Source organism: Geminocystis sp. NIES-3709 (assembly GCF_001548115.1).
In the GTDB taxonomy this organism is placed as follows: Bacteria; Cyanobacteriota; Cyanobacteriia; order Cyanobacteriales; family Cyanobacteriaceae; genus Geminocystis.
Map to the genome: position 1 here is coordinate 25,452 of NZ_AP014821.1, position 15,742 is coordinate 41,193.

Here is a 15,742-nt window from a genome sequence, read left to right on the forward strand (position 1 = left end):
TATCATTGGAATGCTTATTAATCCATAATATGAACTGACGAGGTATTATGAAAAAATTTGTCAGTCTTCGCAGTAAAATCTTAGTAGGCTTCACTTTGATGTTTACTGTTTTCGGTATCGGTGTTTATTACTGGTTTTATCGTTTTACCACAGACAAAACTTTACAACGTTTAAAAGACGATTTACGCATAAGTGCGATCGCATCTTCTCAACAGATAGATGTGGATGAATTCGTGACTTTATCTCAAACGGGTAAGGCAAATCAAGAAGGTGGATCAGATGATCCTCTTTATCAAAAACAACTAGAATGGTTATATAACCTACATCAAATTAACCCAAAAATATTTATTTTCACTTTTATTAAAGATGATTCTCAGACGCAAGAAAAACAGCAAATTAGATATTTAGTTGATGTCTGGATGAATATAGATGCTAGTAAAAGTGCTAGGTTTTTAGAATCTGCGATCGCTACACCATATCACATTAACACACTAACTAACGGCACAGTAGAATTTAGAGACTTTTATCAAGACAAATGGGGAAAATGGATGACTTATTATGCCCCCATTAGGGATAAATCAGGTAAAATCGTTGGCGCTATTGGCGCAGATATGCAAATTGATGAAATAACCCAATTGCAAAAAGAAATCCAACGACAATTTTTAGTTTCCTTCGGAATATCTTACCCCTTTTTCCTGACCTTAATCTATATTCTCACCACTCTTTTAACTAGACGTTTTCAAGCAATGCAAAAATATGCCCAAGCAGTAGGAGAAGGAAATTATCAACCCAACATCTCTTTATCCAGTGAGTTCAAATTTTCTTTTTTCAATGATGAAAGAATTATTTTAAGTAAAGCCTTAGAAGAAATGACAGGAAAAATAAGGCAAAGAGAAGAATTACTAAATGCCATTTTTAATCAGGTAGCTGTAGGTATCGGTATTCACACTTTAGATCATAAAATAAAAATTGTTAACCAAACATTTTGTCGTTTAATCGGGTATTCTGAAGAAGAATTAATCGATCGACATTGCTGTGATATTACCCATCCTGAAGATATAGAGTTGAGTAAAAAATATATCCATGAGATGATTCACTCTAAGGTATTTCCTCCTTCAACCCACGAAAAACGATGTATTTGTAAAAATGGTGAAATAATCTGGATAGAAATGGCTATTACCATTATTGAAGATAATCATAAAAATCCTAAATATTTTATCTCCGTTATTCAAGACATTACCCGTCGTCGTTTTGCCGAAAAGAAATTAATAGAGGCGGCTAACACAGATTTTCTAACAAAATTACCCAATCGAGGTTATTTTATTGAATGTTTAGATGATTTATTAAGTCAAGCTAACGACTATCTCCATAATTTATTTGCTCTTTTGTTGGTGGATTTAGATAATTTTAAAACCATTAATGATAGTTTAGGACATTTAGCTGGGGATCAATTTTTAGTCAATATCGCTAATCATTTAAGTGATTGTGTTACTGATAAGGATATAGTCGCCCGATTGGGAGGAGATGAATTTGCAATACTATTAACTTCGATTCAAAGTATAGAAGATGCGATCGTAGTTGCGAATAAAATTCAAACAGAAATTAGTATTCCCTTTTATATTCATGGGCAAGAATTTGTCACCAGTGCAAGTATCGGTATTGTCTTGAGTCGAAATTTAGCTAGTCAAACAAAGTATCTTGTCGCTTCAGATTTATTAAGAGATGCAGATATTGCCATGTATCAAGTGAAAAACAAAGGGAAAAATAACTATGCTATTTTTGGACAGGAAATGTATGAAAATTTTATTCATCAACTAAAGTTAGAGAATGATTTGCGTAAAGCTATTGGAGAAGGTAGCCTAAGTTTATACTATCAACCCATTATCGACTTGAAAACAGGAGAATTATATAGTTTAGAGTCCCTAGTACGTTGGTTTCATCCAGAGTTAGGATTTTTAACCCCTAATAAATTTTTACCTATTGCCGAACAAAGTGGATTAATTGTAGAGTTAGGTAACTGGGGATTAAAAACTGCTTGTCATCAACTTCATCAATGGCACGAAGAAAAATTAATCTCCGAAAATATATCAGTGAATGTGAATATTGCGGGAAAACAATTTGACGGTAAAGATTTATTAACTCAAATAGTCAAGACTCTTTCTGAGACTAAATTATCTCCCAGTCATTTACATATTGAGGTAACAGAAACAATTATTTCTCATAACACCGTAAATGTGACTAAAACCTTGAAAAAAATTAAGGATTTAGGTGTTAAAATTGCGATCGATGATTTTGGTACAGGTTATTCATCCTTAGCGAGATTACGAAACTTTCCTGTGAATGAAATTAAAATAGATAAGGCTTTTGTACAACCATTAAATACTCATCCTCGAAATGTTAAATTTTTACAGGGGATAATTACTCTTTGTCAAAATTTAGAGTTAAAAGTAGTTTGTGAAGGCATCGAAACCGAAGCTCAAAATAATATATTATCTGATCTTCATTGTAATTATGGACAGGGATATTTATTTGCTAAACCCATGAGTGTGAGTGATTTTGAGTTATGGATTAAAAATAAAACCAAGAGAGACGAGGAAAGGAAAAAGAATCAAAATTCTGAGTCTAATTTTATCAAGGGTGAATTATAAAATTATAGGTAAAGAAAGGGAAAAACAGTGTAAAGTAATTTGATGTCCATAAACTCATTATTTAAAACCCAACGCCTAATACTTAATACCTTCAATGTCAAATATTTTGCGTTGGGTAACCTCAGTTAATATTTTTTGCAGAGAAAGATGCGATCGCAGTAAAATAGGGAAAGGAATAAAAATTTAACCTAGAGAAAATAATGACAGCAAGTGTGACGATTCCCAAAAAGCCCTCAAAAGTCGAGAATTTAAAAGAGCGTAGCAACTTTTTGAGAGAACCTATAGCGACAGAACTACAACAAGATACCACCCACTTTACAGAAGATGGGATTCAAATTCTTAAATTTCATGGCTCATATCAACAAGATAATCGAGATAATCGAGTAAAAGGGCAAGAAAAAGATTATCAATTTATGTTACGCACCCGCAATCCAGGCGGTTTTATTCCCCCTCAACTATATCTTACTCTTGAAAATCTTTCAGAGCAATACGGTAATCATACATTGCGAGTCACAACTCGACAAGGTTATCAAATTCATGGTATTCTCAAGAAAAATCTCAAGACAGTAATCAGTAATATTGTCAAAAGTATGGGCTCAACTTTGGGCGCTTGTGGAGACTTAAATCGTAACGTTATGGCACCTCCCGCCCCCTACAAAAACCGTGCTGATTATCAATATGCCTGGGAATATGCGGAAAAAATTGCTGACTTATTAACTCCTCAAACGGGTGCATACTATGAAATTTGGTTAGATGGAGAAAAAGCTATTACCGCCGAAGAAGCCCCCGAAGTTAAAGCCTATCGTCAAAAAAACCTCAATGGTACTAATTTTACCGATTCTGAAGAACCTATCTATGGTACTCAGTATATGCCTCGAAAGTTTAAATGTTCTGTTACTGTACCCGGAGATAATTCGATCGATGTTTATACCCATGATCTCAGTTTAGTGGTTATTGTAGATGAAAAAGGAGAATTAGAAGGGTTTAACATTCTTGCCGGAGGAGGTTTAGGGCGTACCCATCGTAAAGAAGAAACTTTCGCTCGTAGTGCAGATGAAATTGGATATGTAAAGAAAGATGATGTTTTTGATTTGGTAAAAGCAGTTGTAGCTACTCAAAGGGATTATGGCGATCGTGTAAATCGTCGTCATGCGCGGATGAAGTACTTAATTAATGATTGGGGAGTTGAAAAATTTACGGCTAAATTAGAAGAATATTTTGGTAAAAAATTAGAGCCTTTTAAACAACTACCTGAATGGAAATATGAAGACTATTTAGGTTGGCATGAACAAGGAGATGGAAAACTATTTATCGGTATTTCTGTTGAAAATGGACGAGTCAAAAATGAAGGAGAATTTCAACTAAAAGAAGCTCTAAAAAAAGTTATTGAAAAATACGAATTACCAACTCGTTTAACAGCTAATCATAACATTATTCTTTATGAAATTGACCCTCAATGGCAAGAAGATATAAGCAAAATTTTAGTGAATCATGGAGTAGAAATTAACCCAGAAAACGTTAATCATCTTACCCGCTATTCTATGGCTTGTCCTGCCTTACCAACTTGCGGATTAGCTACCACAGAATCAGAAAGAATTTTACCTAGTATTCTCGAAAGAATTGACAGTTTATTAGGTAAGTTAGGCATGGAAGAAGAAAACATCGTGATTCGGATGACAGGATGTCCTAATGGTTGCGCCCGCCCTTATATGGCAGAATTAGGTTTTGTGGGTGATTCTCCGAATGTCTATCAAATTTGGTTAGGAGGATGTCCGAATCAAACTCGTTTAGCTCAGGTTTATGTTGATAAACTAAATGTTAATGAGTTAGAAAAATTTTTAGAACCTTTATTGGTCTTTTTCCGAGATAATAAAGAGAATAATGAGACATTTGGTCAATTTTGTTATCGTGTTGGCTTTGACGCTTTACGCACTTTTGCTGACAAATATAAATCAAGCAAGAAAAAAATTATGACTCAAACTGAGAAAAAATCCCGTAAAAAACGTAACGAACATCGTATTAGCGTAAATGAAGAATGGTATCAAAAATTAAAAACTACTTCCTCTGAGCAAAAAAAAGGCATGAATCAGATAGTTTCAGAAGCTTTAGAAGCATATTTTTCTAGTCAAAAATAATCTTAGGGAAAATAAGGTACCTCAGTTCGATGCAAAATGTATGGATAATAGCAAGGTATTAGTTGTTAGGGTATTAGGTAAATAATTGAGGAAAAACTGTTAACAATTGATTTTACTTAGATTAATTTAATCAGATTTGGTATTTTTAGAACCTAAAACCTAAAGCCTAAAACCTACCTACATCAATGATTTTTTCTCGAACTTAGGTAAGGTGGGCATTACCCACCACAAAAAACTGATTTTCTATGAATTTTGAACGGTTAAATTATCTCCAATATTTACAATTCCTTCATTCTGAGCTATCATATTTTGACCGAACATTATGCCATCAGGAGTGTTACGAAAGCTACTAAGAGTTAATAATGGTTCTTTTGTTCGATCGACTTGTCCTGTTTTTTGATCTGTTGTGGTTACGATACAACGACTACAAGGCTTTACTATATCAAAATTGACATTTCCTATCTGAATTTTTTGCCATGTATCTTCAATAAAAGGATCTGAGGTTTCAACTACTATATTAGGGCGAAAACATTCCATTTTTATTACTAATTGATTCGCTGGATATTTTGTTTGTAAATGACGGTTTAGCTCATCTAAAGAACCAGTATTTGTTAATAAAAAAGGAAATCCATCAGAAAAACTTACGGGTTGATTTTCTTGGGTGCTATATTGTCTGTTAATAGGTCTAATATGTTTGTTAGATTGTTGTACTAAGCGACAAGATTTATCTATTTTTAAGGCTTCTGTAAACCAGTTTGCTACCTCATCTCCTTGATCAATAGCTATAGTTGAATCTCTCCAAATATTGACCTCAATTTCTTTTTTATTATCATCAGGAATTAACTCAAACTCTGATATATTAACATTTTCAGTCCTTAAATATAATTTATTTTCGTTTATAGTTACTCTAATAGTTGCTAATTGTGGATGTTGTCTTTGAGTCAAAAATTTGCCATTTTTATCTACTAACATAAATTGTCGATCGTAAAAAGTAGGTTGAAAAAAATCTCGTAAACCTTTTGGAGTAATTTCTGCTTTTGTTAAACTAATTCCTTGACAAGATTTAATGGGATAAATAAAAAGATTTATTATTTTCATCTTTAGTTTTATGGTTAATAATTAGTGATTAAAATTTCGTTAATTTCTCCTCTTTTTTCTGCTTTACTATTAATAAAACGAGGAGCTTTTATTCTTTTTATATTATAGTTACTATAAGCCTCATCAAAAAATTGATCGAGCATATCTTCATTAGTAGGATCAGAATTACTTAACATTAATTTAGCTCCTTTTTTATCTAATATTTTAAAAAATTGTGCTAATCTTAATTGTTCATTATCATCAAAATTATTGTTATTATAACTATTAAAATTAGAGGTTTTATTTAAAGGACGATAAGGCGGATCAAAATAGACAAAAGTTTGCTCATTTACCTCTTTTTTACAATCCTGAAAGTCTCCTTGTCTAATGTCAGTTTTTTGCAAAATTTTACTTAAATTAATCAGATTTGATTGATCGAATATATGAGGATTTTTATGTTTACCAAAAGGCACATTAAATAATCCTTTCCTATTTACTCGAAATAACCCATTAAAACAAGTTTTATTCAAAAAAATTAATTCCGCAGTTCTTATTAACCATTGTTTATCATAGTTTTTATAGTTAATAATTTGTTTTTCTTGGTTAAATTTATCTCTTATTTTATAAAAATATTGAGTTTTTTCTATATCGTTAAATCTTAGATACTTAGTTTCTAATTTATCTAAAATATCAATTAAATCATCTACATTAATTTTAATAGTTTGATAAGCTAATACCAATTCAGGATTTACGTCATAGAGTAAAAATTTTTGAATATCATAATGTTGGGCAATATATAAAAAAACAGCACCACCACCGACAAAACCCTCGATATATTTATTTATTTGACCATTAATTAACTCTTGAGGAAATCGATCACATATTTGATTTAGTATTTTTGTTTTTCCCCCAGCCCATTTTAAAAAAGGTTTAACTAATTTATCTTGATTTTTCATTAATTTATTCAAAAATTTCAGGCCACAAATCTACTATTTTTAATTGCCATTGGGGAAGTAATTCAGGAATAGTTAAAGTATCTTGATCTGTTAATATTTCTACCTCTTTATTTACTCTAAAAATTTTGATAATATGTTCATCAGGATCAATTAAGATTGCGACTTTTACTCCAAAATCTAAAAAGTTTTTTAGTTTATTTTCTAGTTTACTAATTCGATCGAATGATTTTATTTCTACGACTAAATCAGGTATAACTTGAGCATAACTACGAGGACTTATCTTCAATTTTTCTGCCTTAACAAATGCGACATCAGGAGCTAATAAATCTCCATTAGGCATAATAAAACCTGCGGATGATCCTGTTACTCTGCCTAGTTTACGAGAATTAACCCAGTTTCTTAAATTACTACTAAAGTTAGTCCCTACTTCTTCAGAAAAAAAATCTGATGGACTCATAATAATAATTTCTCCCTCTTTCAGTTCATATTTAAAATTGGGATTTTGCTGTTGTATTTTATCAACATCTTCGATCGTTAGTTTCATAATTTTTTCTTTGTTTCTGGGAAAAAATAGGGCTAAAAACTAAATTTTTTTTACCGAGCTATTTCTAAAGATTTAGATGTGTAATTATTGACTATTTCTCTAAATGAATCCCCGTCGATGGTTTCTTTTTCTATTAATAAATCTACTAACATATCAATTACAGGGCGATTTTCTTGAATAATTTGTTTAGCATTTTGATAACATTGAAAAACGATCGATCGAATTTGTTTATCAATTTTTTCAGCTATTTCTTGAGAATAATCAGAACGATTAACGGAGTCATTTCCTAAGAAAATAGGCTGATTATCGTCTTCTAAGGCAATAGGGCCTAAATCAGACATTCCAAATTTTGTCACCATTTGACGGGTTAAAGATGTCACTCTTTCGATGTCATTTCCTGCACCAGTAGTTATTTCTGCTTCTCCAAAAATTACATCTTCGGCCGCCCGTCCACCGAGTAATCCTGTAATACGGGCGAATAATTGAGTTCTGGAAACTAAGCCCTGTTCTTCATCAGGAGTAAACCATGTTAAGCCTCTGGCTTGTCCTCTGGGAATTAAAGTTACTTTTTCCACGGGATCATGACCTTTTGTTAATGTCCCGACAATACCATGACCAATTTCATGATAGGCGATTAGTCTTTTACTTTTGCCGTCAACTAGAGGTGTGCCTTCCATTCCTGCAATTACTCGATCGATGGCGGCATCAATTTCTGCCATGGTGATGGCTTCTTTTCTTCGTCTGACGGTTAAAATGGCTGCTTCATTGAGTAAGTTAGCTAAATCTGCCCCTGAAAATCCAGGGGTACGTTGGGCTATGGTTTCTAAAGATACTTGGGGATCAATTTTTTTATTAGCACCATGTACTTCAAGAATACCTAAGCGTCCTTTCATATCAGGATAATCCACAATAACTTGTCGATCGAACCTTCCCGGGCGTAATAAGGCACTATCCAAGACATCAGGACGATTAGTTGCCGCAATAACAATAATGCCCGTATTGCCCTCAAAACCATCCATTTCCGTAAGCAATTGGTTGAGGGTTTGTTCTCTCTCGTCATTACCTCCACCAATTCCAGCACCTCTTTGTCGTCCCACAGCATCAATTTCATCAATAAAAACAAGACAAGGTGCATTTTCTTTAGCTTTACGAAATAAATCTCGCACTCTTGAAGCACCAACTCCTACGAACATCTCTACAAATTCAGACCCAGAAATACTAAAAAAGGGAACTTGTGCTTCACCGGCGATCGCTTTAGCTAAAAGGGTTTTACCTGTACCGGGAGGACCTACTAATAAAACGCCTCTGGGAATTTTAGCACCAACGGCAGTAAATTTATCGGGAGTTTTCAGAAAAATAACTACTTCCTGTAATTCTTCTTTCGCTTCTTCGATACCTGCCACATCTTTAAATTCAACTCCAGTGGCTGCTTCCATTTGAAATCTTGCTCGAGATTTGCCGAAATTCATTGCTCCGGCGGCGGTACTAGCAGAGCGTTTAATTAAGAGAAATAAGCCAAAAATCAATAAAAGTAATAATCCTATCTGCATTAAATTGATCACGGCGGCACTACTAGCGGCGGAAGATTCTACGGCAAAATCAATTTTTTTTGACCTAATTTTGGCGATTAATTCGGGATTTTGATTAAATAGCTTAACTTGTTCCGCTTTATTGTCTGTTTCTTTCTTTAAATACACATTAGCGATATTGGTGGCAGGATCGATCGTAATTTTGCGAACTTCTCCTGTTTCAATACTTCTAAGTAAATCTGAGTAGTTGAATGATTCTTTTTTCTGTTGTGCCAAAGCTATGTTACCTACGAATAAAGTTTGTAACAACAACAAACTACTCGCCATAATACGAAGCATTTTGGGCGATTTTGTGAATTTACTGGGACTTAATTTACGATGATAACTGTGCATTGGTGATGATCTTTCAAATAACTAACTCTTTTATAACAAATCTGGAAAAACAATGAACAATAAACGGTTATAAATCAGTGTTTATTATCTGTTGATAAACCTCAATTAATTGTTTTGCGATGTGATCCCATGTATAATTTTCTAGGATAAATTTTCTAGCTCGATCGCGTGACAGTGTTATTTCTCGATCGTCTATTAATCTTAGAGAATCCTGATTTTTGAGAGCTTTTTCGATCGTTATAGCAATTTTATCTATATCTAAATCCGTCACATAACCTAGATTATTTTCTTTGATTACTTCCGATAAAGCAACTTCAGGGGTAATAATTACTGATAATCCTGCTTCTAGGGCTTCTAAAACAGCGATACCAAAATTTTCTGAGTAGGAAGTCAAAGCAAATAAATCTGAACCTTGTAACAAGAGATTTTTAAATTCTCCTTCTACAAATCCAACCCAATAAGTTTTATCATTGATATTTTCTTTTTCTATTAATAATTTAATTTTTTTTTCATATTCAATATCACCAACTCCGGCAATTATAAAGCGATAATCATAATCAATTTTTGCCAATGCAGATATAAGAAACTCTAAACCTTTTTTTTCGTGAATTCTGGATAAAAATAAAATTATTGATGTGTTATCAGAAATATTAAATTTTTGACGTAATTTTTTTTGAGCAAAAAGGATTAAATTAGTAGAATTAATTCCTAAAGGAATCACAAAACTATTTATTTTTAATCCTAGGTTTTTAACTTCTTGTTGTTCTTGAAAAGCAGTACAATGAACAAAATTACTACCTTCTAAATTAGTTTTTTCTACTAAGTCAAAATAGATTTGTTTTTTCTTTGCCTTTTGTGTCAAAGACCAACTACATAATTGTCCTAATGGTCTAACAATATAAGGAATTTTTTTTAATCTAGCAATTATCATTGCGATAGTAGAAGTATAAGAAAAAATAGCATGAACATGGATTAAATCATATTTATTAATATTTTCAAATAACCAAATTGTTAAGTCCAAAGAAAAAGCAAATTCTCGAATAAAGTTAATATTAGGCGAAAAACGATGAAAAAAAATAACAGGAACTTTCTTATAGATTACTTTCTGTTTTAATGGCACATCTAATAAATTATCTCCATGATCATTAGTCGTCACAATTTCTACTTCAATCTCATTATCTTGTAATGCTTTTACCATTTCTAAAACTGCTTTACTAGGGCCACCTCTTACAAACGAAACGGAAGGAATAACATGGAGAATTTTCATAAATAGATGTTACCAATTGATAATTGAGAATTGTACATTGCTCATGATTCATTGTTGAAAGCAGTTTTCATTTCTTTAAACCACAGAAGTGCATTCTTCTTTACGACTTTGCGAGAGATAAAAAATGTAGTTTATTTATGGGAAAAGCTGTGTAATTTGTACCTTATAAAATAAAATTAATAACCATAAATTTAATCCTATTGGGAAGAAAAATATTTTAATTAATTTGTTGTAACCAATGATCTAAAATCATTAAACTCCAACGACGATACCATAATTTTAAATTAATATCTTTCGGTAAATTAAGAGAGGAAAAATAGTCTTTCCATTCATTATCTATCCACCGTTGAAAAGGAAAAGTAAAACCCCGTTTCGGGCGATTTACAACCCATTGGGGTAACTCAGGAATAGCATTAATTAATAATTGTTTTTTTTGTGCTAATCGTAAGTTACTTGTAATATTAGATATTTTTTCTAATAAAACTCGATCGACTAATGGTACTCTTAATTCTAATCCGTGAGCCATACTCATTACATCACTATCCCGTAAAAGTTGATTACGCATATAACGGGTAATTTCTAAGTAGCTAACTTCATCTTCTAAAGTTGCTTGAGAAATCAATGAAGGTTTTTCTCTTTCTATTACTCGATCGTTACCTAAATAATAATTTAAAATAGTTATGGCTTCCTGATGGGCAAATATTCCTCGAAAACATTGATAAGCAGAGAATGTTGAAGAATTTGAACCTAAAAAATCTCCTAAACGAAGATAACGGGGATCTTTAAAATTACTTAGAATATAAGCTGACAATCGTTTTAAATAGCTTAATTTATCTATTTTTTGCCCTATTTTAATCATCTGGGGGATTTTTTGAAATGAACTATAACCGCCAAATAACTCATCTCCCCCTAACCCTGATAATACAACTTTAGTTCGATCGTTATTAGCTACTTGAGAAACACAAAAAGTATTAAACCCATCGATGGTAGGTTGATCAATGGCTTGTAAAAAATTTGGTAATATTTTTTTTGCGATGGATGAAGTTATTTTATATTCATGATGTTTACTATCAAATTTTTGGGCAATTTTACTAGCTAAATCACCCTCGTTATATTCTTCTTCAGTAAAGGCGATGGAATAAGTATTAATTGTACCTGTTTGAATGGTTCTTGCTAAAGCTAATAATGAAGTAGAATCAATGCCTCCACTCAAAAAAATTCCCACAGGTACATCACTAACAAAATGATGTTTAATAGAGTCAATTAATGCTTGACGGACTATTTCTTGAGCTTCTGAAGGTGAGGTTATTTCTGATTTAAACTCAATATTCCAATAAGATTCTTTGTGTAAATTTCCCGATCGCCACTGTAACCAATGCCCTGCCTCTAAGCATTTGATTCCTTCTATCATGGTATAAGGTTCAGCAACACTACCCCTAGTTAAATAACTATATATTCCTTCAACAGAAATGTTTTTACTTGGTAATTTCGTTCCTAAAATAGCTTTTAATTCTGAGGCGAAAATTAAATTACTACCATCTTGCCAATAATATAAAGGTTTTATCCCTAAAGGATCACGGGCTATAAAACAGGTTTTTTCCTGATTATCCCAAATAGCAAAGGCAAACATTCCGCGCAAATAATGAAGACAATCTTTTCCCTTGTTTTTATATAATTTTAAAATTACTTCTGTATCGGTGTGAGATTTAAAAGTTTCTCCCTGTTTTTGTAACTGCGATCGTAGTTCCTGAAAGTTATAAATTTCTCCATTAAAAGTAATCCAATAACGTTGATTTTCCATCGTCATGGGTTGATGTCCTGCACTACTGAGATCTAAAATGGAAAGGCGAGTATGGGCTAATGCAACATTTTTTTCAGGAGAAATATAAATACCTTGATCATCGGGGCCACGATGTATTAAACTCGATCGAACTTTTGTAATTAAATTTTCTATCGATCGACTTAAGGTATATTCTGTTAAAATGCCACCAATTCCACACATAGCAATTAATTAAGATTGTTTAATTGATTTAATGTAAACACTATCAGCAATATACTTTAATGAGGGTATTACTTGACTTAAACTTCTTAAAGTTTCAGAAATTCTAACAACTATTCTATATTTCTGATGTAATAAATTCAGATCTGATTTTTGAATACCCAAACCAAAAAAACCATCAATATCAATTTGAGACTCTCCTATCTCCTTCGTAAAACAATCATTCAACTCTTTTATTCCCCAGTATCTAACATCAAAACTTTCTCCTTCTTTAAAACCTCTTTTAATTTGATGTTGTAAAGAGCGAATACCCCAACGGTTAGGCATTTGAATTAAACTTTGACCATTTACTTTTAACACTCGATTAATTTCTGTTAGAGTTTGTTTAGCGTCATTTTTACTAAAATGTTGAATGACACTATAACAAAAAACTTGATCAAATATTGATTCTTTAAAAGGTAAATAACGAGCATCTCCCACAACAAATTTAATATTTAAGCCTAATTTTTGAGCAATTCGTTGTCCGGCTAAAACAGCGCCTAAAGATGGATCGATTCCAATACAAATATATTTTTTTTGACTACCACTAATACACCATCTTCCCCAACTACAACCAATATCAAGTAATTGTTTTTGTTCTCCATCCACTTTTGGTAATCTTAGGTTAGGGATAGGATAGTGAGTTAACGTGCCGATACTATCCTTATAAAGAATACCATTCGTAGCGGCTATCAAAAATTGCACGATCGGATCTACTACAAAATCTTTTAGCTCTTTTTTTGATCCAATATGTTGTCTAAGGCGCTCTTTTTCTTGATCACTTATACCTAAAGTGTTAATAAAATAAGGATCTTCATCTTCATTATTATTAAAACTTTTTAAGGAGTGATGAGCTAATTCTATGGTCTGTTTTACATTATCTAATAGCATAATGGGAATGCCATTAATAATTGGATAGTGATGACCTGATTTTGATACTAAGCAATTATTAGAATAGCGAAGTTCTGTCTTATCTTGAGGGCAAACTAAATTTTCTAAATACCAATTTTCAAGCATTTTATCGCTAGTTTTTAATTGAATAACAGTCGATCGTAAATAAATGATATTGCCTAAAAGATTTTCGATTTTATATTCACCACTCAACAAAATTAAATTTTATCAAGGATTTTGTCAATAATCTAACCGTTATTTTAAGTTAAGACTAAAAGACTAGAGAGATTATTTGTCAGAATCTAACTCAAACATAATTCTCGAAAATGATCTCCTCGATGTTCAAAACTACGATATTGATCAAAACTAGCACAAGCGGGAGAAAGTAATACTACTTTGGCTTTTTTTTCTTGGGCTAATTGTTTTCCTCTAAATACAGCTTTTTCCATGTCATTTACTATTTCATAGTCTTTAAAACCCTGAATTTTTAATTTTTCAGCAAATAAAGAAGCCGCATCTCCAATTAACAACACAGAAGCACATTTCTCTTTAATTTTTGTTATCCATGCCGTATCATCTCCTTCTTTTGCTTCTCCTCCGGCTATCAAAATAACAGGAGATTCCACCGAATCTAAACCAACTTCTGCCGCATCATAATTAGTCGCTTTGCTGTCGTTAATATAGGCAACTCCGTTAATAGTGGTAATTAATTCTAAACGATGAACTACACCCGTAAATGATGATATAGTCTCAGCGATCGCACTTTTACTAACACCTGCTAATCTAGCGGCGGCAGTAGCCATTAAAACATTTTGTAAGTTGTGTTTCCCTACCATTTTAAACAGAGAAATTGGTGCAATTAACTCTTTAAAAGCAACTATCCAAGAGTCTTCTAAATAAACTCCTTTTTCAATATTTCCTAATAAATAATCTTTGCCTCTAACACTCGTCCAATAAGTATTTTTCCAGTCTAAATTTAAGCCAAAATTATATAAATATGGATCATCTCCATTTAAGATTTTACTTTGAGAACGTTGCAATAAACTAGCCTTAATAGCATGATAATTTTCTAAGGTTTTATGTCTTGCTAAATGATCTGGAGTAAAAGTTGTCCATACCCCAATTTTAGGAGATAAATCGATCGAAGATTCAATTTGATAACTACTGATTTCAGCGACTACCCATTCAGGGGGATTTTTAAAGGCAGATAAAGCTAACTCACAAGCGGCATAGCCAATATTACCACAAGCAGAAGTTTTGATCCCTCCAGCTTTTAACATGGCTTCAATTAAGGCTGTGGTGGTGGTTTTGCCGTTAGTGCCTGTAATGCCAATCCAAGGAGAAGATTTAAGATATTGCCACGCCAATTCCATTTCGCCGATGGTTTTAATACCTTGTTGCCTAGCGGTGACTAATAAAGGTATATCCCAAGGTACACCCGGACTAACTACGATTAAATCGGGCTTATTTTCGTTATTTAAAGGTAAATTTTCACCTAGTTTGACTATTATATTCTCTTGGGCAAGATTATCTTTTATTTTTTCTAGGGATTCGGATTTGGAACAGTCATAGATGGTAACATGATTATTTTCTTGCTTTAAAACTCTAGCTGCGGCGATACCAGATTTTCCTAAACCAATAATATTAACTTTGCCCATTTATTTGTTTAATTAATCAATTATAAAAAAGTGTTGTTTCGATTTTAACTGTTTATCTGTCTTTTTTTCTATTTTTATCCCACGTTTTTCTCATTTCTTTATACCATTTTTTAACTCTTAAATCTAAGGAAAATCCCCGTTTGGTTTGAATAATCATCGTACCACTAACTCGATCGTGAAAAGCTTGATTATATTCATCATCAGTGAAAGCGGTAAAACCGTCAATCATCAAAGGTGTACAAAATAAAACCATTAACAAAAAATCTGCAAAATTAACCTTTAACCCGATCATCGTCAAAAATGCGACAACGGCAATAATACCCTCTCTTTTTGCAAGAGAAAGAAGCAGAGGAAGACGATTAAAACGGACATCGGTAATTTTTAAATCCATTGCCCAACGTCCTAAACTTTGTCCTTTATTTTTATCCACCACAATTACCCGTAAAATTAACCATAGCAAAGAAAAAACGATAAATTCTAAGAAAATGTTAGTCACAAGGGAAGAAATAACCCAAACTACCACAAAATCAATTAAAAAAGCATAAGCACGGCGATCAAAGGGTGCTTTCGGCGATCGACGAAAAAGAGTTTCTTCGCTATACATGA

11 protein-coding genes are annotated in these 15,742 nt (G+C 32.4%); 2 read left to right on the plus strand and 9 right to left on the minus strand.

Going from position 1 to position 15,742, the window contains the following annotated elements:
* The first annotated feature begins 47 nt into the window (after window positions 1-47).
* A complete protein-coding gene (locus tag GM3709_RS00085; RefSeq protein ID WP_066115010.1) occupies window positions 48-2,648 on the plus strand; it encodes an EAL domain-containing protein in 2,601 nt (866 codons plus the stop codon).
* A gap of 197 nt (window positions 2,649-2,845) precedes the next feature.
* Window positions 2,846-4,783 carry a sulfite reductase, ferredoxin dependent gene (sir, locus tag GM3709_RS00090; protein ID WP_197671874.1) on the plus strand — a complete coding sequence of 646 codons (1,938 nt, stop codon included), beginning with the start codon at window positions 2,846-2,848 and terminating at the stop codon, window positions 4,781-4,783.
* Window positions 4,784-5,026: 243 nt separating this feature from the next.
* Here sir and GM3709_RS00095 read toward each other — a convergent pair whose 3' ends face one another.
* The 9 genes from GM3709_RS00095 to GM3709_RS00135 all read right to left on the minus strand — a co-directional run bounded on the left by GM3709_RS00095 (window position 5,027) and on the right by GM3709_RS00135 (window position 15,740).
* Window positions 5,027-5,881, minus strand: a complete 855-nt coding sequence (locus GM3709_RS00095) for an MOSC domain-containing protein (RefSeq protein ID WP_066115016.1) — start codon at window positions 5,879-5,881, stop codon at window positions 5,027-5,029.
* 14 nt (window positions 5,882-5,895) lie between these two features.
* Entirely contained in the window at window positions 5,896-6,816 is a 921-nt protein-coding gene (locus GM3709_RS00100; RefSeq protein ID WP_066121616.1) for a Dam family site-specific DNA-(adenine-N6)-methyltransferase, read from the minus strand.
* Window positions 6,817-6,820: 4 nt separating this feature from the next.
* Window positions 6,821-7,360, minus strand: coding sequence for a Uma2 family endonuclease (locus GM3709_RS00105; protein WP_066115020.1), 540 nt, complete (start codon window positions 7,358-7,360; stop codon window positions 6,821-6,823).
* A gap of 50 nt (window positions 7,361-7,410) precedes the next feature.
* Window positions 7,411-9,228 carry an ATP-dependent zinc metalloprotease FtsH gene (gene ftsH, locus GM3709_RS00110; RefSeq protein ID WP_396229711.1) on the minus strand — a complete coding sequence of 606 codons (1,818 nt, stop codon included), beginning with the start codon at window positions 9,226-9,228 and terminating at the stop codon, window positions 7,411-7,413.
* Between the two features lie 121 nt (window positions 9,229-9,349).
* Window positions 9,350-10,549: a glycosyltransferase gene (locus GM3709_RS00115; RefSeq protein ID WP_066115026.1), complete on the minus strand. Its 1,200-nt coding sequence runs from the start codon at window positions 10,547-10,549 to the stop codon at window positions 9,350-9,352.
* 217 nt (window positions 10,550-10,766) lie between these two features.
* Window positions 10,767-12,551, minus strand: coding sequence for an asparagine synthase (glutamine-hydrolyzing) (asnB, locus tag GM3709_RS00120; RefSeq protein ID WP_066115029.1), 1,785 nt, complete (start codon window positions 12,549-12,551; stop codon window positions 10,767-10,769).
* 9 nt (window positions 12,552-12,560) lie between these two features.
* Entirely contained in the window at window positions 12,561-13,694 is a 1,134-nt protein-coding gene (locus GM3709_RS00125; RefSeq protein WP_158506690.1) for a methyltransferase domain-containing protein, read from the minus strand.
* An 86-nt stretch (window positions 13,695-13,780) separates the two neighbouring features.
* The gene (gene murD / locus GM3709_RS00130; RefSeq protein WP_066115034.1) at window positions 13,781-15,136 is read right to left on the minus strand and encodes a UDP-N-acetylmuramoyl-L-alanine--D-glutamate ligase; all 1,356 of its coding nucleotides are present in this window, start codon (window positions 15,134-15,136) and stop codon (window positions 13,781-13,783) included.
* Between the two features lie 52 nt (window positions 15,137-15,188).
* The gene (locus tag GM3709_RS00135) at window positions 15,189-15,740 is read right to left on the minus strand and encodes an RDD family protein (protein ID WP_066115038.1); all 552 of its coding nucleotides are present in this window, start codon (window positions 15,738-15,740) and stop codon (window positions 15,189-15,191) included.
* Window positions 15,741-15,742 lie beyond the last annotated feature (2 nt).